Source organism: Desulfovibrio piger (assembly GCF_951793255.1).
Lineage (GTDB): Bacteria > Desulfobacterota > Desulfovibrionia > Desulfovibrionales > Desulfovibrionaceae > Desulfovibrio.
Map to the genome: position 1 here is coordinate 2,152,108 of NZ_OX636706.1, position 19,269 is coordinate 2,171,376.

Here is a 19,269-nt window from a genome sequence, read left to right on the forward strand (position 1 = left end):
CACCGGTCACCGTCGTTTTTGCTTGACGGAGACGGCCGGGTAACGTAATATTTCAAACATGCGCTCGTAGCTCAGCTGGATAGAGCAACAGGCTACGAACCTGTAGGCCAGGAGTTCGAATCTCTTCGGGCGCACCATCACAAAAATAAGCGGTTGGCTGTTATGGCTGGCCGCTTTTTTTGTATTTTCAATGCCTTGTTTCAGGGCCCCGGGATGCCACGGGCCGGTATCTTTCGGGGTTCTGCCCGTACTGCCGCATCATTCCCGGTACGGACATCTTTCCCGCATGGCTCCGGTGTGTCCTCTTCCATGACATGGAGCGCAGGCCCCTTGGGTATCCTGTTTTGTGTGCCGCTTCCGGTGCCGGATGCCGGGAAAGGAGAGATGGCCGATCTCCAAAAGCTGGAGGCGTGCCGGGATGTCCGCAGGCAGCCGGAAAGGGGAGCCCTGCGCATGAAACGACACCAAGAGACGCCATCGACGGATCCTTCCGCCCCTGATCAGAAAGGGGCGGCTCCCTCCACATCTCCTGTGCTGCCGTCGCATCGGCAGCGCGTACGTGAAACGGTCAGCGAGCTGCGGCTGCTGTTCGACCTTTCCCAGGTCATCGACCATTCCCGCGACATCAGCCACAGCCTGGAGGCGACGCTCTCTCTGATGGCGCAGCACCTGCACATGATGCGGGGCATGATCACCCTCGTGTCTCCCCATACCGGCGAGATCCGCATCGAGGTGGCCCACGGTCTGAATCCCGCCGAGCAGCGGCGGGGCCATTATGCGCTGGGTGAGGGCGTCACGGGGCGCGTCATCCAGAGCGGCCAGCCCATGGTCGTTTCCAATGTTTCGGCCAGCCCCATCTTTTTGAACCGTACCCGTTCCCGTGACCTGCAAAAGGATACCATCGCCTTCATCTGTGTGCCCATCAAGTTCGAGGACGAGGTCCTGGGCGCCCTTTCCGTGGACCGTGTCTTTGCGGATGCCGTGACGCTGGAAGAAGACGAGCGCATCCTGACCATCATCGCGTCCATGATCGCCCATGCGGCCAGGGCGCGGCAGAACGTCATGGACGAGCGCGTTGCGGCCATCGAAGAGAACATGCGCCTGCGCAATGCGCTGTCCGCGCCGCTGCGTCCGCACGGTTTTGTCGGCAATTCCGATGCCATGCGCCTTGTCTATGAGCAGATCTCGCAGGTGGCGCCTTCCACGACGACGGTGCTGCTGTACGGCGAGAGCGGCACAGGCAAGGAGCTGGCCGCCCATGCCATCCATTCCGCCGGCAAGCGGAGCAAGGGGCCGTTCATCTCGCTGAACTGTGCGGCCTTGCCGGAAAACCTCATCGAAAGCGAACTGTTCGGCCATGAGAAGGGAGCTTTTACCGGTGCTTCGGGCATACGCAAGGGACGCTTCGAGCTGGCGGATGGCGGGACGCTCTTTCTTGATGAAGTGGGGGAACTTTCCCTGCTGACGCAGGCCAAGCTGCTGCGTGTCCTGCAGGAGCGCTGTTTCGAGCGTCTGGGCGGTACGGAGAGCCTGTCCGTGGACGTGCGCATCATCACGGCCACCAACAGGGATCTGGCCCGCATGGTGGAGGAGGGCACGTTCCGCCGCGACCTCTATTACCGTCTGAATGTGTTCCCCATCCACATGCCGCCCCTGCGCGAACGGCAGAACGACATCCAGCCGCTGGCGGCCTATTTTGTAGACAAGTACGCTGCGGCCAACGGACGCTCAGGCATCCGCATCTCGCTGGCCGTCATGGACATGCTGCAACGTTATTCCTGGCCCGGCAATATCCGTGAGCTGGAGAACGTCATGGAGCGGGCCGTGCTCCTGGTCGGTCAGGATGGCCTGATCCTGCCCCAGCATCTGCCGCGTGAACTGCACAGTACGCATTGCCCGTTCGGCCCGGAGGCGCACAAGGGGGCTGTGGAGCCCTATACGGCTTCCGGCACCTTGCAGGATCGTCTCGACGAGCTGGAGCGCGCCTGCATCACCGATGCCCTTGCCCGGCACAAGGGGCACATGGGGCATGCGGCCCAGGCCCTAGGGCTCACGGAGCGCGTCATGGCCCTGCGTATGAAGAAACATGGCATCAGCTACAAGGATTTCCGCCAGCACTGATGCAAGGATTTGCTTGGGAAGGGCGGAGGCTGTCCCCATCCGTGATGGCCGCAGCGTCCGCTCTTTGCCTGTTACAGCACGAAAAAGGCCCGCCGGAGTCATGCTCTGGCGGGCCTTATGCATAAGGGAGCGCTTCGTGCCTTCCCCGCGCTCCGGTATGCCCTTGGGGAAAAGAGTGTCTGTCCTTCCAAAAGAAGACAAAAGTGTGGCGGAAGGGCCCTGCCGCTTTGCTGGCAAGGGCCCCTCCCCCGAATGAGATTTACAAGCTCAGTCCCTGCAAACGTTCCAGGGCCTCGGTGGTGTCCTCCTCACTGCCGAAAACGGTGAAGCGTACATAGCCTTCGCCGCTGGGCCCAAAGCCCGCACCGGGGGTGCAGACCAGGGAAGTGCGGGAGAGCAGAAAGTCGAAGAACTCCCAGGAACCCATGCCGTCAGGCGTCTTCACCCAGATATAGGGGGCATGGATGCCGCCGTAGCAGGAAAGGCCCATGCCCTCGATGCCGGAACGGATACGGGCCGCATTGGCCATGTAGGCCGCGATGGTGGCGCGGACCTGTTCCTGCCCCTCTGGGCTGTAGACGGCCTCGGCGGCACGCTGCACGATGTAGGGACAGCCGTTGTACTTGGTGCTCTGGCGGCGCTTCCACATGTCCTGCAGACGGACGCGGGAACCGTCCGGGCCGGGGATGGTCACCGCGGCCGGGATGGTGGTGAAGGCGCAGCGCAGGCCCGTGAATCCCGCCGTCTTGGAGAAGGAGCGGCACTCCACGGCCACTTCTTCGGCGCCGGGGATCTCGAAGATGCTGTGCGGCACCTCGCTGTCCGTATCCTTGATGAAGGCTTCGTAGGCCGCATCATAGATGATGAGGGCCCCGTGGCGGCGGGCATAGTCCACCCAGGCAGCCAGAGCATCCCTGTGCAGCACCGTGCCCGTGGGATTGTTGGGATAGCAAAGATAGATGATGTCGGGTACCGCGTCGGGGAAGTCCGGCACGAAGTCGTTGGCTTCCGTGCAGGGCAGGTAGATGAGGTCGCTCCAGCGCTCGCCCGTCCACCGGCCCGCGCGGCCTGCCATGGCATTGGAATCCACATAGACGGGATAGACGGGGTCGGTGACCGCCACGCGGCAGGACAGGGAGAACAGTTCCTGGATGTTGGCCACGTCGCACTTGGAACCGTCGCTGATGAAGATGTCCGCGGCGTCCATCTGCACACCGTGGGCTCGGTAGTCATGCGCAGCGATGGCCTCGCGCAGGAAATCATAGCCCTGTTCCGGGCCGTACCCCTTGAAGGAGGCGGACGAGGCCATCTCGTCCACTGCCGAATGCAGGGCCGTGATGACGGCGGGCGGCAGGGGGCGGGTCACGTCGCCGATACCCAGGCTGATGACAGGCAGGGCGGGATGCTGTTCCCGGTGCGCGCGGACCCTGGTGGCCACCGTGGCGAAAAGATAGGCGCCGGGCAGTCCGGCGTAATGTTCGTTGCTGCGGATCATGGCTAGTCCTCCTGTCCCTGGGCAGGGCTGTATTCTCCAGAAAAAACGGTGCGGGCCGGGCCGGTCATCAGGACGTGTCCCGTCCGTTCATCCCAGCGGATGTCCAGCGTGCCGCCGCGCAACTGCACCGCCACTTCCCTTCCCGTACGTCCGGTCAGATGGCAGGCCACGGCCACGGCACAGGCGCCGGTACCGCAGGCCAGGGTCTCTCCGGCACCCCGTTCCCAGACGCGCATGCGTACATGTCCCGCGTCCATGAGCTGCACGAATTCGGTATTGGTGCGGCTGGGGAACCAGGGGTGGTGTTCGAAGGCCGGGCCCACCACAGGCAGATCCAGACTGTCTACATCGTCCACGAAGACCACGGCATGAGGATTGCCCATGGACACGCAGGTCACGGCCCATTCACGATCCAGCACCCGGATGGGCTGGCCGATGCACGGGCTTTCGGGATCCGATGTCGTGTCGGGGCGGACGGGGATGCGCTGCCGGGCCAGTTCCGGCGTGCCCATGTCCACACAGACACGGGAGGGGCAGCCTCCGGCATCGTCCACCCGCTGCAGGAGCTTGACCCCGGCCAGGGTCTCCAGGCGGATGACGGGCCTGTCGGTCAGGGCATGCTCCCAGGCAAAGCGTCCTACGCAGCGGGAAGCGTTGCCGCACATCTCGGCTTCACTGCCGTCGGCATTGAACATGCGCATGCGCAGGTCGGCACTGTCCGGTGAGGTGGGCGGCAGGATGAGCACCAGCCCGTCGGAGCCCACGCCGTAATGCCTGTCGCTGACGGCACGGGCCAGCGAGGGGATGTCCCCTTCCGCGAGCCGCAGATCTTCCGAGAATCCGTCAAGATAGACGTAATCGTTGCCGCAGCCTTCCATCTTGGTGAAGGCGATCTTACGCATGGTCGTTCTCTCCTCGTGCATGGAACACTTCTTCGGTGGCGGAGGCGGTCTCCGCGTCGTGGGCGGCTTCCGCCTGACGGCGGAGCACGTTCTTGTAATCCAGCGGCATGACCTTGACGAAGAGCGGCAGGGCGGCATCCCAGTTGGCCAGCAGGGACGCTGCCTTGGCGCTGCCGGTGCAGGCCGCGTGCCGTTCCACCAGGCGGCGCAGCAGGGCCTGATCCTCTTCCTGCCAGACGGATTCCAGATCCACGCTTTCGATGTTGCAGCGGTTCTGGAAATGCTCGTCCAGATCGTAGACGAAGGCCGTGCCGCCGCTCATGCCTGCGGCGAAGTTGTAGCCGGTGCGTCCCAGGACGACGACGGTACCGCCGGTCATGTATTCGCAGCCGTGGTCGCCCACACCTTCCACCACGGCGCAGGCACCGGAGTTGCGCACGGCAAAACGTTCCCCGGCCTGGCCGCAGAAGTAGGCCTCCCCGGCGGTGGCGCCGTACAGGGCCACGTTGCCGGCCACGGCCTGTTCCGCCGCCACGAAGCGGGCCCCGGCATCGGGGTGGACCACGATGGTGCCGCCGGCAAGGCCCTTGCCCGCGTAGTCATTGACGCTGCCTTCCACCTCAAGGGTCACGCCGGGGGCCAGGAAGGCCCCGAGGCTTTGCCCGGCCTGACCGTGGAAGTGGAGGTGCAGGCTGTCCTGGGGCAGACCGGCGGCCCCGTGACGCAGGACGATGCTGCCGGAAAGGCGCGCGCCCACGGCACGGTCCACATTGCGGATGGTCCGCTCGATGCGCAGATAGTCGCACTGGCCCGCCAGTACGGGTTCGGCGGCCTGATCGAGGTCCTGTTCCAGGGCCGTGGGTTCACAGACCCGGGGGAAGCCCCCGGCATGGTGTTCGCAGGCCGCGTCAGGCGTCCAGAGCAGGCGCGAGAGGTCGAGGGAGGCCGCCCGGCCCGTGATGTCCGTACGCTGTGCCAGCAGATCGGCATGGCCGACGGCTTCGTTCAGGGAGCGGAAGCCCAGGGCGGCCAGTTCGCGGCGCACGTCCCCGGCCAGCAGGCGCAGGAAACGTTCCACATATTCGGGGCGGCCCTTGAAGCGGGCACGCAGCTTTTCGTCCTGGGTGGCGATGCCCGCCGGGCAGCGGCCCTTCATGCAGTTGCGGCACATGACGCAGCCCATGCTGACCATCAGCGCCGTCCCGAAGGCGAATTCCTCGGCGCCCAGCAGGGCAGCCACGAGCACGTCGCGTCCGGTGCGCAGCAGACCGTCGGTCTGGAGGGACACCCGCCGGCGCATGCCGCAGGTCACCAGCGCCTGATGCGCCTCGGCCAGACCGGATTCCCACGGCAGGCCCACATAGTGGATGGCGGAATGGGGGCTGGCACCGGTGCCGCCGTCATGGCCGGAGATGACCACGCAGTCCGCACCGGCCTTGGCCACACCCACCGCGATGGTCCCGACACCGCTTTCGGCCACCAGCTTGACGGAGATGCGGGCCGAAGGATTGAGGTGACGGAGGTCGTAGATGAGCTGCGCCAGATCCTCGATGGAGTAGATGTCGTGATGCGGCGGCGGGGAGACCAGGGAGACCCCGGGCATGGTGGCACGGACACGGGCGATGTCCACCGTGACCTTGTAGGCGGGCAACTGGCCGCCTTCACCGGGCTTGGCACCCTGGGCCGCCTTGATCTGGATCTCTTCCGCATGGGCAAGATATTCCGCCGTGACGCCAAAGCGGCCCGAAGCGATCTGGCGGATGCGGGAGCGCGCGTCATGACGACGGCCGTCCGCGTCCGTCCGGGGCGTGTTGCGGGCCGGATCCTCGCCGCCTTCACCGCAGTTGGAGGGCACGCCGCAGGCATTGCAGCCTTCGGCCAGGGTGCGGTGGGCTTCGTCACTGATGGCGCCATAGGAGATGGCCGCACCGACGAAGTGCCGCAGGATGGCCTCTTCCGGCTCAACATCGTCCAGAGGGACGGGGGCGCGGGCCGGGTCGGGCGCGATCTCCAGCAGGGAGCGCAGCGTGAAGCCCTGGGCTTCCTGTTCGTTGCAAAGGCTGGAGAAGGTCTGCCAGGCCGGGGAGGGAGCCTGTCCGTCCGTGTCTTCATTGACGGCCGTATGCAGGGCGCGCACGGTACGGGGGCTCCAGAGACGCGCCGCAGGGGCGGCAGCGGTGGTATCGGTATCGTCCCAGGCCTGCGCGTGACGCAGGGCGGCATCGCGGGCCAGGGTCTCCAGACCGATGCCGCTGATGGAGCAGGGCGTGCCCGTGAAATAGCGGTCGATGACATCCTGTGACAGCCCCAGGGCCTCGAAGGGCTGCGAGCCGCGGAAAGATCGCAGGGTGGAGATGCCCAGACGGGCAAAGGCCTTGAGCAGGCCCTTCTTCAGGGCGTTGATATAGCGTTCCTGCGCGTCTTCTTCGTCAAGAGGCCCGGCGTCCGTGCTCAGGCGACCTTCCCGTGCCATGCGGCGGACGGCATCCAGGGCCGCGTGCGGGCAGACGGCATTGACGCCGTAGCCGATGAGCTGCGCCATGTGGATGACCTCGCAGGCTTCGCCGCTTTCCGCGATGATGCCGCAGGCATGGCGAAGCCCGGCACGGATGAGATGATGGTGCAGGCCCGCGCAGGCCAGCAGGGCGGGGATGGGCGCCTTGTCCGCCGTCATGGCCGTATCGCTCACCACCAGGATGGTGGCCCCTTGGGCGATGGCAGCCTCGGCGTCAGCGAACAGGCGATCGAGGGCCGCGCGCAGGGCTTCCCCGTCGCCGTGGGCCGGGAAAGTGGCGTCAAGGGTGACGGCCCGGACGGCGGGACGCCGCGAGGCCCGGATCCGGCGCATGTCGTCCGTGGTGAGGAAAGGATGGGGCAGGCGCAGGACAGCGCAGCTTTCGGGGCCCGGTTCCAGGATGTTGCCCGCACGTCCGGCATGGCCCATGAGCGACATGGACAGCTGTTCCCGGTAGGGGTCGATGGGCGGGTTGGTCACCTGGGCGAAACGCTGCTTGAACCAGCGGAACAGGGATTGCGGCTCGTCGCTGAGGCAGGGCAGGGGCTTGTCCGTCCCCATGGAGCAGACGGGCTCCTGGGCGTTCTCGGCCATGGGCACGAGGACCTGACGCTGCCATGTGCTGTCGCAACCAGCCTGACGCAGACGGCGGTCCAGCGGCGGCAGGGCGTGCGCGGCATCGCTTTCTTCGCCCATGCCGTTCAGGGTCTCAAGGCGCACGGCGTGCTTCTGGAGCCAGCGGCGCCAGGGCTGGGAGCGGATGACCTGCCCCTTGATTTCCGCATCAGGCGCGATGCGGTGGTGTTCCACGTCCGCCAGGATCATGCGCCGGGACTGGAGCTGGCCGCGCTGGATGATGTCCTCTTCAGGCACGTCCACAAGGCCGCTTTCCGAGCCGAGCACCATCAGGCCGTCCCGGGAGACGCTCCAGCGGCAGGGGCGCAGGCCGTTGCGGTCGAGCATGGCGCCCACGCGCCGCCAGCCATCGGTGAAGACGAGGCAGGTGGGGCCGTCCCAGGGTTCCATGAGGGACGAGTGATATTCGTAGAAGGCTCGCTTGTTGTCGCCCATGACGAAGGTGGGCCCGAAGGGTTCGGGGACCATCATCATCAGGGCGTGGGGCAGGGTGTAGCCCGCGCGGACCAGCAGCTCCAGCACGTTGTCCAGGGTCCCGGAATCCGAGGTATCGGGATTGATGACCGGCAGGGCGTCCTTCAGATGTGCTCCCAGCAGGGGCGAGGCGAGCACGGCCTCGCGCACGCCCATGTGGGCCGCGTTGCCGCGCAGGGTGTTGATCTCGCCGTTATGGGCGGCCAGACGGAAGGGCTGGGCCAGGGGCCACGAAGGCAGGGTGTTGGTGGAAAAACGTTCGTGGAACACGGCAAAAGGCGCGGCGCAGTCCTCGTCCGTCAGATCGGTATAGAACTCGCCCAGCCGGGAGCCGGGGAGCATGCCCTTGTAGACGATGCTCCGGCAGGAGCAGCTGGCCACATAGAAGAGGCGGGTGTCCTGTCCCTGCCGGCGCAGTTCCTTCCAGATCAGGTTCTCGGCCATGTGCCGGGCAAGGAACAGGCGGCGTTCAAGGGCTTCGGGATCATGGAGCTCGGCGGCTTCGGAGGAGCTGGTATCCGGCAGGACGAGCAGCTGCAAAAAGCCGGGCATGGTCTGACGGGCGGCGGGAGCCAGCACGTCTTCGCGCACGGGGACGTCGCGCTCGTCTTCCACGCGCAGGCCGCAGGCCGTGAAGATCTCGCGGAAGCGCTGCAGACACAGTGCCCGCAGCGCCGTATCCCGGGGCAGGAAAAGCTGGGCCACGGCCCAGGGGGCGGCGCAGACCGACAACGCGGGCCACTGGCGCAGGAAGAAATCGCGCGGCAGAGGGAAGAGGATGCCGGCGCCGTCACCGTTCTTACCGTCACCGCCGCCACGATGGGCCATGCGGGTCATGGCACCCAGGGCCATGTGCATCACGTCATGACGGCTCTGGCCGTCCAGATAGGCAACAAAACCCACACCGCAGGCATCATGCTCCCGGCGGGGATCGAAAAGACCGTTCATATGTCACTCCTGGGAAGGCTGGGGGAGTGGAGGGAAAACGTCCCCGGGCGGGGATGGTCATGCCCGGCCCGGGGAGACAAAGGGACCAGTTCGGGGATCAGTGCAGCCAGAGCATCTCCGCATAGGAGGGCAGCGGCCAGACGGCGGCATTGAGCATGCGCTCAAGGGCGTCGCAGTGTTCGCGGCAGGTCTGCATGGCAGGGACCACGCCGTCACGGGCGATACGGGCGGCCGTGTGGGCGTCCGCAGCGGCACGCAGCGCGGCGAGCTGCTGTTCCAGGGCGGAAAGGGCAGCGTTCAGGCCCACGGTATGGCCGCGCAGGCAGGTGAAGCGCTCTTCTTCCATGGCGGCCTCGGTGCTGACGGCCCGGGTCTTGAGCACCAGATCGGCGGCAGCGGCCTGCTCCTGCAGGGCGACGGGCAGGATCTGCGTGCGGGACATGTCCAGCATGAGCGAGGCTTCGATGGCGATGGTCTTGGCGTAGGTGTCCAGCAGGATCTCCTGCCGGGCCAGCATCTCGCGTTCGGAAAGCACGTTCTGGCGCAGGAACACGTCCATGACTTCAGGCGTGTTGTAGCGTTCCAGGGCATCCACGGTGGTGGCCAGGTTGGGCAGGCCGCGACGGGCCGCCTCCACGGGCCATTCCTCCGAGTACCCGTTGCCGTTGAAGACCACGGCCTGATGTTCCCGGAACAGACGGGGCAGCAGCTCCTGCAGGGCGGCGTTGAGGCTCGTGCCGGAGCCCACGGTAGCTTCCAGCTCGGTGGCGATGTCGTCCAGGGCGCAGGCCATGGCCGTATTCAGGGCGATGTTCACCGGCGCGATGGACTGGGAGGAACCCACGGCCCGGAATTCGAACTTGTTGCCGGTGAAGGCAAAGGGGCTGGTGCGGTTGCGGTCGGAAAGATCCACGGGCAGGGGCGGCAGGGAGGAAACGCCGATCTCCATGCTGGTGCGGCCGGGCTTGTGGGTCACACCGTTCATGATGGTGTCGATGACGTCGGTCAGCATGTCGCCCAGATAGACGGAGATGATGGCCGGCGGGGCTTCGTTGGCGCCCAGACGGTGATCGTTGCCCGCACCTACCGTGCCCAGACGCAGGGCGGCGCTGTGCTTGTGCACGGCCCGCAGCACGGCGGCCAGGAAAACGAGGAACTGGGCATTGTCCAGCGGGGTCTTGCCGGGATCGAGCAGGTTGTTGCCCTCGGAATCGCTGATGGACCAGTTGTTGTGCTTGCCGCTGCCGTTGACGCCGGCAAAGGGCTTTTCGTGGAGCAGGCAGATGAAGTCATGCCGCGGCGCGATCTCGTGCAGCAGGTTCATGATGAGCATGTTGTGGTCGGTGGCGATATTGGCGTCCTCGTAGATGGGCGCGATCTCGAACTGACCGGGGGCCACCTCGTTATGCCGGGTCTTGGCCGGGATGCCGAGGCGGAACAGGGCGTCCTCCACATCCTGCATGAAGGCCATGACGCGCGCCGGGATGGAGCCGAAGTAGTGGTCCTCCATCTCCTGGCCCTTGGCAGGCGGGGTGCCCATCAGCGTGCGGCCCGCCAGCAGCAGGTCGGGGCGCAGGGCGGCCAGACGGCGGTCGACAAGGAAGTATTCCTGTTCCGGTCCCACGCTGGGGCGCACGAAGGTGGCCGTATCGTTGCCGAACAGGCGCAGGATGCGCAGGGCCTGGCGGGAAAGGGCGGAAATGGAACGCATGAGCGGGATCTTGCGGTCCAGGGCCTCGCCCGAATAGCTGTAGAACAGGGTGGGCACATGCAGGGTGCGGCCGATGATGAAGGCAGGGACCGTGGGATCCCAGGCCGTGTAGCCGCGGGCCTCGAAGGTGGAGCGCAGACCGCCGGACGGGAAGGAGGAGGCATCCGGCTCGCCGCAGATGAGCATCTTGCCCGAGAACTCGTTGATGACGCGTCCTTCGCCGGTGGGGGTCAGGAAGGCGTCGTGCTTTTCGGCCGTCAGGCCGGTCATGGGCTGGAACCAGTGGGTGTAGTGCGTGGCCCCCTTGCTGATGGCCCAGTCCTTCATGGCGCAGGCCACGGTATCCGCGATGTCCGGGTCAAGGCGTTCACCGCGGGCGATGGTGGCCTTCAGCGTGCGGAACACGGGCTTGGGCAGACGCTTTTGCAGGATGTCGAGGGAGAAAACGTCACAACCGAAGATGGTGTCGATATCGGTGGCAGGGGGCTGGTGGTCCAGATGGCTCTGGGCGATCTGCCGGATGGCATCAGTTCGAGCATTCATGGGGAGACTCCTTGGATCTCTTTTTTCAGGCGCGCCGGAAAGGAGAGGGTGACACCTTTCACGGCGGCCTGATGGGGAGGAAAACGGAAAAACTTTGGGTAGCGGATCCTTACAGGGCGTCAGGGCCGCGTTCACCGGTACGGATGCGGATGGCATCCAGCACGTCGTAGATGAAGATTTTGCCATCGCCGATCTCGCCGGTGCGGGCTACGGTAACAGCCTGCAGCACTTTTTCCAGTGCTTCGTCATGGACCACAATCTCGATCTTGATCTTGGGCAGGCAGTCCACGGCGTAGGTGGTGCCGCGATAGACTTCCGTATGCCCGTGCTGGCGGCCGAAACCGCGCACTTCACTGTAGTTCATGCCGTGGATGCCGATAGTGGTCAGCTGTTGCTTCACTTCTTCGAACTTGGAGGGGCGGATGATGATTTCGAGCTTTTTCATAGTAGGCTCCAGATATTCCTAGTGACAGGTGGAGATGTCTCGGCAGTTACAGGGTGTAGCCGCGTTCGTTGTGCAGGCTGAGGTCCAGACCCCGGGTCTCGGAGGCGGGATCCACACGCAGGCCCACCAGGGCATCCGTCAGCTTCAGCAGGATGCGGCTGACCAGGTAAACAAAGCCCCAGGTGGCGACGATGGAGATGATCTGAACCACAAGCTGCCACGGATTGCCGTAGAACAGGCCGTTGACACCGTTGATGCCGGCGGAGGCGAACAGACCGGTGGCAAAGGCGCCCCAAGTGCCGCCTACACCGTGGATGCCTACCACGTCGAGGGCGTCGTCATAGCCCAGGCGGTTCTTGAGCAGGATGCCACCGTAGCAGATCATGCCGCCGGCAAAGCCGATGGCCAAAGCAGGCATGACTCCCACGAAACCGGCTGCGGGCGTGATGGAGACGAGGCCCGCCAGCGCACCGGAGATGGCACCCAGGGTCGTGGCCTTGCCGAAGCGCAGGTATTCAAGGAGCATCCAGCCGAAGATGCCGCCGGCCGTGGCCAGATGGGTGGTGACCAGGGCGTGGCCCGCAAGGGCGTTGGCAGCCAGAGCACTGCCGGCATTGAAGCCGAACCAGCCGAACCAGAGCAGGCCGCCGCCAAAGAGCGTCATGGGCAGATTATTGGGGATCATGGGCGTCTTGCCGAGATCAGCGCGGGGCCCCACCGCATGGGCGCAGGCCAGGGCAGCTGCGGCGGAAGCCATATGCACTACGGCACCACCAGCAAAGTCCACGGCGCCCAGCTTGGCCATCCAGCCACCGCCCCAGACCCAGTGTGCCATGGGGCAATAGGCAAAGACCGTCCAGAGTGCGGAAAAGACCAGCATGGCCGAGAAACGGATGCGTTCGGCATAGGCACCGGAAATGAGCGCCACGGTAAGGGCTGCGAACATGCACTGGAAGGCCATGAAGACATTATGCGGCAGATTGGCTGCGGGGCCGTTGGCTTCGCCCCCCACGCCCATGAGGAACACATGGTCAAGGTTGCCGATAAGGCCGGAGATATCGCCGCTGAAGGCAAGGGAATAGCCGAACAGGGCCCAGATGATGGAAACCATCCCCAAGGAGGCATAGCTGTGCATGCATGTGGAGAGGATGTTCTTTGACCGGACGAGCCCGCCGTAGAATAAGGCCAGAGCCGGGGTCATGAGCATGACGAACGTGGCGCAAAGGATGATGAACGCGGTGTCTGCAGGATTCATGGAAAACCTTCCTGTGGTCTGGCGGTGCGACAGGTATCGGGCCTGTGCACTGCGGAAAATATGATTGCCGTTTTCTCAGACAGCGAGCAGCGGCAGACGGCACAGGACAAAGCAATCCTTGTGCCAGAAGCAGATATGAGGAAGGTTTGTTGATGTAATAAGCTAAAATTATTTATAAAAAATTTATATTTAACGAAAGCGCACCATAATGCAGAAGAAAAAGAGTCCTTGGGAAAGGTATATTTCTACCAAATGGTAGAAATGTGCCGAATGTACGAACATGCGCTTTACGGCACAAACGGGATTTGAGGTTGATAATCTTTATAAATCAACTAGATATGAAGATATTTTTATTTTTCTACCAGAATGTAGAAAGTGGATGCGCTCTGCATTGATTGAACACCCAATCACTGAAAATTGAAATATATCATATTGATATAATTATATTTTTTTAATTTTATACCAAAATGTGGACAAAGCGGAGCCGCAGGTCCGGACGGACAGACGCTATGTTACGAAGCGTTGTTTTGTGCCGGATAGTTCCCTGCGGACCAAGACAACAAGGGCGGAAAGATATGCCCTGGACAGGATCTGTGCAAAGGCGAAGCTGGCCTGCCTGCATGGTGAGGAATCCATCCTGCTTCTTGCCGGGAAAAGATGGTTTTCGTGCGCCCGCACACGGAATCCCGGGCGTGATGCGGGTATCTCCCTGTGGAACAAGAGGATGACCTTCAAACACAGACAAGGAGATCAGGATGCCCGGACAAGCATGGTTGGCAGGAAGGGGCGCAAGTGCTCTCAAGGTAGGGCGTGCCTGGCTGGGGAGCTGCTGCGGCCTGTTACTGGTGGTGGCTTTGGACAGACTGGCCGTAGGCGATTACGGCGTGCCCATGTTGATAGGTTCTTTTGGTGCCTCGGCGGTACTGCTGTTCGCAGCCCCGGACAGTCCGTTGTCCCGTCCACGCAATCTGCTGGGAGGGCACTTTTTTTCTGCTCTGGTCGGTGTGGCCTGCGCACAATGGCTGCCGCCCTTCTGGGCTGTATGCCTTTGCGTGCCCACAGCCATCGCCGTCATGCTGCTGAGCGGGACAGTGCATCCGCCGGGAGGGGCCACGGCCCTTATCGCCGTCACAGGCGGAGAGCAGATCCGGCAGCTGGGCTTCTGGTATGCTGTAGTCCCCTGCCTGGCGGGTGCTGCCCTCATGCTGGCTGTTGCCTGGTCCATGACGGCAGCGGCATATCTGTGGGCCCGCCTGTACGGTCGTGTGCGCGTGAAAGAGGGAGAGACGACGGGTCTCCATATCCTGTCAGGAAGGTAAAGTTCACGGGCGGTTGGGCAGGGAGCAGGCTGCCGCATGACAGGATCGGCGGATCCGGCAAAGAAAGGACTGTCCTCCCTGTATGTTCCCTGTTATCCAGCTGTCTTGCCTGCGGAAAGGGAATAGGCTACATTATAAAAGGAGTAACCGAAGCACTGTCCTCCAGTGGCTATTCCCTTTTTAAAGGAGATTGTTGATGATAAAAAAGGTCTTTACCGTGCTGCTGGGCCTTCTGGTGGCGGGCGCCATGATCTCTGTGGACTGTTCGGATGCGGCGGTCAAGCGTAACCGTGTGCGCCCGCGTACGGTCAGCAAACCGGTGACCCAGCCTGCCCCGACGGCCACGCAACAGACGACCGCTGCCCCGGCAGCGGCGGCTACGGCGACCGCTCCCAAGACGACTACGGCTCCTGCCGCTACGGCCACCCAGCCCACTACGGCCCAGGGCATGCCCTATGGTCAGACGATGGCCCCCGGCCAGACCATGGCCGCACCGCAGTCGCAGGGCAGCGGCATGGGCAGCGCCCTGCTGGGCGTGGGTGCCGGCCTTGCCGGCGGCTATCTGCTCAACAGCGCTCTGTCCGGCTCTGATGCCACCGCCGCTACCGCCGCTGCGCCTGCCGAAGGAGGGCAGTCCGCCGTGGCTGCTGCCCCGGCTCCTGCGGCTGCTCCGGCCTCGCCTGTGGCGAACCTGCTGGGCTACGACACGGCCAACTACTGTACCCAGCTCTCGCAGGGCAATGCTGACGTCATGCAGCAGTGTACTGCCGCTGAGGCCGCAGCTACGGCGGCTTTCCGCCAGTGTGTGGCCATGTCCACTGGGTTGAACGGCATCGGCAGCTACGATGCCCTGCTGCGCTGCCTGCGCGGCACGCCCGCTGCCCAATAGGTCGGGCTTCCTGTCAAAAGAATCGCCCCGTCTGATGGTTTCAGGCGGGGCGATGTTATTTTCAGGGCATGGCAGGAGAAATGGTAAATGGAAAGACGCCTGACTAGAAGGCCTGGCGAGGCTCTGCCAGCATCCTGTCGATATCTGCATACTGGATGGAATGCTTTTTCAGCAAGCCCTCAAGGGCAGGGCGGTCCCATAGGATAACGCCCGGTGACCACTCCCCGGAGTACGCTTCAAAAAAAATCATTTTCTTTCCTCAAGAGCATTGACAGGCTGTCCGCTTTTCTATAAGAACACCCTCACGACGCGCTCGTAGCTCAGCTGGATAGAGCAACAGGCTACGAACCTGTAGGCCAGGAGTTCGAATCTCTTCGGGCGCACCACAACAAAAACAAGCGGTTAGCTGTAACAGGCTGACCGCTTTTTTTGTATCTTTTCTTCAGCAGGGCGTGCGGGCAAAGATGCCGCATGCTATCGCGCTGTCCCTGTCCGGAGCCTCCCCCTTTGCTTGAAGAGGAAGGCTGAGCAATGTTTTTCGCGCCTAAAGCAAGGCGAGGAGAGGCTGACTATCGCTTTGTCCTGCTATCCTTCCTTCATTGATCTTGCTCATGGCGGACACCGGCCTCCCCGCTCTGGGGGGCGCCTTATTGTTTTGAACAGTGCAGCAGGGATGGGCTTCCCAATGTCCCAAGGGAGTCTGCCCAAGTAAGTTGGCTCCACCTCCGTTTCGCTGTTGTCGAGGCAAGTGTGCCCGGTCGTGATCGTATTACCGGGAAACCTCGGATACAAAAAAGGCCCCGCCGGAAGCGGGGCCTTTTTCATTCAGTCGGAAGCGGGGGCTTCGCGGCGGCTTAGTACATGCCGCCCATGCCGCCCATGCCACCCATGCCGTCAGGCATGGCAGGAGCGTCCTTCTTGGGTTCGGGCTTTTCGGAGATGGCGCATTCGGTGGTCAGCAGCAGGGAGGCCACGGAAGCGGCGTTCAGCAGGGCGGTACGGGTCACCTTCTTGGGGTCGATGACGCCGGCCTTGATGAGGTCTTCGTATTCGCCGGTAGCGGCGTTGAAGCCGAAGCCGTCCTTGCCCTGGCGGACCTTTTCCACAACGATGGAGCCTTCAAAGCCGGCGTTGTGGGCGATCTGGCGCAGAGGAGCTTCGATGGCGTTGCGGATGATGTTCACGCCGGCCAGTTCGTCGTCGTCAGCGGGCTTGATGCTGTCGAGCACCTTGGACACGCGGATCAGAGCGGTACCGCCGCCAGGCACGATGCCTTCTTCCACGGCAGCGCGGGTAGCGTTCAGGGCGTCTTCCACGCGGTCCTTCTTTTCCTTCATTTCCACTTCGGTAGCGGCACCCACATGGACCACGGCCACGCCGCCCACCAGCTTGGCCAGGCGTTCCTGCAGCTTTTCGCGGTCGTAATCGGAGGTGGATTCTTCCACTTGGGCGCGGATCTGCTTCACGCGGGCCTTGATTTCGTCGGCCTTGCCGGCGCCGTCAACGATGGTGGTGTCTTCCTTCTTGACCACCACGCGCTTGGCGGTACCCAGGTCGTTGAGGGTCATGTTTTCCAGCTTGGTGCCGGTGTCGTCAGAAGCCACCTGGCCGCCGGTCAGGATGGCGATATCCTGCAGCATGGCCTTGCGGCGGTCACCGAAGCCGGGGGCCTTGATGGCCACGACCTGCAGGGCGCCACGCAGCTTGTTGACCACCAGGGTAGCCAGGGCTTCGCCTTCCACGTCTTCGGCCAGGATCACCAGAGGACGATTGACCTTGGCGACCTGTTCGAGCACGGGCAGCATGTCCTTCATGCTGGAGATCTTCTTCTCAGTGCACAGGATGTAGGGGTTGTCCATCTCGCATTCCATCTTCTCCGCGTTGGTCACGAAGTAGGGAGAGAGATAGCCGCGGTCGAAGCGCATGCCTTCCACCACGTCCATGGTGGTTTCCAGGCCCTTGGCTTCTTCAACGGTGATCACGCCTTCCTTGCCCACCTTGGCCATGGCTTCGGCGATGATGTTGCCGATGGTGGCGTCGGAGTTGGCAGAGATGGTACCGATCTGGGCGATTTCCTTCTGGTCGCGGGTGGGCTTGGCCAGGTTGGCCAGTTCGCCGATCAGGGCTTCCACGCCCTTGTCGATGCCGCGCTTGATGGCCATGGGATTGCGGCCGGCAGCCACCAGCTTCACGCCTTCGTGGTAGATGGCCTGGGCCAGGATGGTGGCGGTGGTGGTACCGTCACCGGCGGCGTCGGAGGTCTTGGAGGCGACTTCCTTCACCAGCTGGGCGCCCATGTTCTCGAACTTGTCGTCCAGTTCGATTTCCTTGGCGACGGTCACGCCGTCCTTGGTGATGACGGGAGCGCCGAAGGACTTTTCGATGGCAACGTTACGACCCTTGGGGCCGAGGGTCACCTTCACGGCATTGGCCAGCTTATCAACACCACGCGCCAGTTTTTCGCGGGCTTTCACGTCGAAGAGAACTTCTTTAGCGGACATTATATTTTCCTCCTGGGAATAATCGAAAAGCGGAGAGTGTGTATGACCGGCGCGTATGCGTTAGTCGGTCAGGATGGCGAGGATGTCTTCTTCGCGCATCACCAGATGGTCGATGCCGTCCAGCTTGACTTCGGTGCCGGCGTACTTGTTGAAGAGCACCTGATCACCCTTCTTGACGGCCAGTTCAACGCGGGTGCCGTTTTCCAAGACCTTGCCGGGACCGGTAGCGATCACCTGACCCTTGCAGGGCTTTTCCTTGGCGGTGTCGGGGATGTACAGACCGCCGGCGGTCTTTTCTTCGGTTTCCAGGCGCTTGACCAGCACACGATCGTTCAGGGGCTGCAGTTTCATGGTGTCAGATCCTCCAAAAATTTTTATGGCCACGCTTGGGTGGCATGCACAGCGTCCGCGGGGCGGAGCTGAAATTATCGCGTCATGACCGCCGTAAACCATTGCTGCGGTCCCGCAACGGGATAGTAGATAAGACACTCTTTGCGCTTGAAAAGGGGCAAAAAGGAATTTTTTTTGCAGAAAAGTTATTTTTTAAGTATAAAATAAATAAAATCAATATGTTATAAAAACAAAAAACTTTTCTTCCCAGCTGTTTTCCCGGGTACTGGGGAATGGCCGGGAAAAACGCGGCAGGAGCAGGATGAAAAGCGGAGGATGCGGCAGCAAGCGTGCAGCCAGCCTTGTGCCGGCACAGGCAATCCGTGAGCTGTGAGGGCGGGGATACCGGATGCATCAGGGCAGGCGCCGGGCTGCTTGCGGGCCGAAAAAAGAAAGGCCCCGCATGGGCGGGGCCTGAAAACAGCTAGCTGCAAGATAGACTAGTCTTTGTTGCCGAACAGCTGATCCGGCGGCAGGACAGTGAAGCCGTTGCTCTTGAGCAGATCCACGGCCTGGTCGGTCTTGTCGAAACGGAAGATCATGATGGCACAGTCAGCTTCACGGGTGATGAAGGCATACATGTATTCCACATTGATGCCATGCTGCGAGACGAACTGCAGCACGCTGTCCAGACCGCCGGGGGTATCGGGCACCTGCACGGCGACCACACTGGTGCGGCCCAGGGTGAAGCTGTGTTCCTTGAGAACGGATTTGGCTTTTTCCTGGTCATCAACGATGAGGCGCAGGATACCGAAATCGGAGGTATCAGCCAGGGAAAGAGCGCGGATGTTGACGCCGGCCTCAGCCAGCGTATGGGTCACTTCGGCCAGACGGCCGGCGCGGTTTTCCAGAAAAACGGAAAGTTGTTCAGCTTTCATGGCAGGATCCTCTACGCTTTGGGAGCATCGTCGCCCGAGGTGGGCTTTTTGTCCTTGCCGGGGGTGATGTCGATCTCGTCAGGCTCGGACGAGGCCCGGCGGAAATTTCGGATGGCCCGTCCCAGCCCGCCACCGATCTCCGGCAGTTTGTTGGCGCCGAAGATGAGCAGCACTACGATCAAAATAAGTAACAGTTCCTGCATGCCGATGCCGAACATGGGGGCCTCCCTTGAATGTTGAGCCTTTC

Annotated in this window: 14 protein-coding genes and 2 tRNA genes; 5 read left to right on the forward strand and 11 right to left on the reverse strand. The window is 62.9% G+C overall.

What is annotated here, in order from left to right; genetic code table 11:
- Nucleotides 1-60: 60 nt before the first annotated feature.
- A tRNA-Arg gene (locus tag Q4I12_RS09550) sits at nucleotides 61-137 on the forward strand.
- Nucleotides 138-453: 316 nt separating this feature from the next.
- Entirely contained in the window at nucleotides 454-2,121 is a 1,668-nt protein-coding gene (locus Q4I12_RS09555) for a sigma-54 interaction domain-containing protein (RefSeq protein WP_302261424.1), read from the forward strand.
- Nucleotides 2,122-2,380: 259 nt separating this feature from the next.
- Here Q4I12_RS09555 and Q4I12_RS09560 read toward each other — a convergent pair whose 3' ends face one another.
- From Q4I12_RS09560 to Q4I12_RS09585, 6 genes are all read right to left on the reverse strand, one after another.
- Nucleotides 2,381-3,616 carry an LL-diaminopimelate aminotransferase gene (locus Q4I12_RS09560; RefSeq protein WP_302261425.1) on the reverse strand — a complete coding sequence of 412 codons (1,236 nt, stop codon included), beginning with the start codon at nucleotides 3,614-3,616 and terminating at the stop codon, nucleotides 2,381-2,383.
- Between the two features lie 2 nt (nucleotides 3,617-3,618).
- On the reverse strand, nucleotides 3,619-4,518 hold the full coding sequence (gene dapF / locus Q4I12_RS09565) for a diaminopimelate epimerase (protein ID WP_239463842.1): 900 nt from the start codon (nucleotides 4,516-4,518) through the stop codon (nucleotides 3,619-3,621).
- Nucleotides 4,511-9,091 (reverse strand): glutamate synthase large subunit, encoded by a 4,581-nt coding sequence (gene gltB / locus Q4I12_RS09570; protein ID WP_302261426.1) that lies wholly within the window; start codon nucleotides 9,089-9,091, stop codon nucleotides 4,511-4,513. Before gltB ends, dapF begins: the two co-directional genes overlap by 8 nt.
- 97 nt (nucleotides 9,092-9,188) lie before the next feature.
- A complete protein-coding gene (locus tag Q4I12_RS09575; protein WP_302261427.1) occupies nucleotides 9,189-11,345 on the reverse strand; it encodes a glutamine synthetase III family protein in 2,157 nt (718 codons plus the stop codon).
- A 109-nt stretch (nucleotides 11,346-11,454) separates the two neighbouring features.
- On the reverse strand, nucleotides 11,455-11,790 hold the full coding sequence (locus Q4I12_RS09580; protein ID WP_297137744.1) for a P-II family nitrogen regulator: 336 nt from the start codon (nucleotides 11,788-11,790) through the stop codon (nucleotides 11,455-11,457).
- Between the two features lie 46 nt (nucleotides 11,791-11,836).
- Nucleotides 11,837-13,045, reverse strand: coding sequence for an ammonium transporter (locus Q4I12_RS09585; RefSeq protein ID WP_297137745.1), 1,209 nt, complete (start codon nucleotides 13,043-13,045; stop codon nucleotides 11,837-11,839).
- Between the two features lie 755 nt (nucleotides 13,046-13,800).
- On the opposite strand from Q4I12_RS09585, the gene Q4I12_RS09590 reads away from it, so the two are divergent.
- Both Q4I12_RS09590 and Q4I12_RS09595 read left to right on the forward strand, forming a co-directional pair.
- Nucleotides 13,801-14,364 (forward strand): HPP family protein, encoded by a 564-nt coding sequence (locus Q4I12_RS09590; protein WP_302261429.1) that lies wholly within the window; start codon nucleotides 13,801-13,803, stop codon nucleotides 14,362-14,364.
- Between the two features lie 196 nt (nucleotides 14,365-14,560).
- Nucleotides 14,561-15,253: a hypothetical protein gene (locus tag Q4I12_RS09595; protein ID WP_302261430.1), complete on the forward strand. Its 693-nt coding sequence runs from the start codon at nucleotides 14,561-14,563 to the stop codon at nucleotides 15,251-15,253.
- Between the two features lie 103 nt (nucleotides 15,254-15,356).
- On the opposite strand, the gene Q4I12_RS09600 is transcribed toward Q4I12_RS09595, so the two are convergent.
- Nucleotides 15,357-15,503, reverse strand: a complete 147-nt coding sequence (locus tag Q4I12_RS09600; RefSeq protein WP_302261431.1) for a hypothetical protein — start codon at nucleotides 15,501-15,503, stop codon at nucleotides 15,357-15,359.
- A 59-nt stretch (nucleotides 15,504-15,562) separates the two neighbouring features.
- On the opposite strand from Q4I12_RS09600, the gene Q4I12_RS09605 reads away from it, so the two are divergent.
- Nucleotides 15,563-15,639 (forward strand) — tRNA-Arg (locus Q4I12_RS09605).
- Nucleotides 15,640-16,107: 468 nt separating this feature from the next.
- Here the strand turns inward: Q4I12_RS09605 and groL are convergent.
- From groL to Q4I12_RS09625, 4 genes are all read right to left on the reverse strand, one after another.
- Nucleotides 16,108-17,754 carry a chaperonin GroEL gene (groL, locus tag Q4I12_RS09610; protein ID WP_006004682.1) on the reverse strand — a complete coding sequence of 549 codons (1,647 nt, stop codon included), beginning with the start codon at nucleotides 17,752-17,754 and terminating at the stop codon, nucleotides 16,108-16,110.
- Nucleotides 17,755-17,814: 60 nt separating this feature from the next.
- The gene (gene groES / locus Q4I12_RS09615) at nucleotides 17,815-18,105 is read right to left on the reverse strand and encodes a co-chaperone GroES (protein ID WP_006004684.1); all 291 of its coding nucleotides are present in this window, start codon (nucleotides 18,103-18,105) and stop codon (nucleotides 17,815-17,817) included.
- Nucleotides 18,106-18,584: 479 nt separating this feature from the next.
- Nucleotides 18,585-19,022 carry an ACT domain-containing protein gene (locus tag Q4I12_RS09620; protein ID WP_168934985.1) on the reverse strand — a complete coding sequence of 146 codons (438 nt, stop codon included), beginning with the start codon at nucleotides 19,020-19,022 and terminating at the stop codon, nucleotides 18,585-18,587.
- Nucleotides 19,023-19,033: 11 nt separating this feature from the next.
- Entirely contained in the window at nucleotides 19,034-19,240 is a 207-nt protein-coding gene (locus Q4I12_RS09625; RefSeq protein WP_006004692.1) for a twin-arginine translocase TatA/TatE family subunit, read from the reverse strand.
- Nucleotides 19,241-19,269 lie beyond the last annotated feature (29 nt).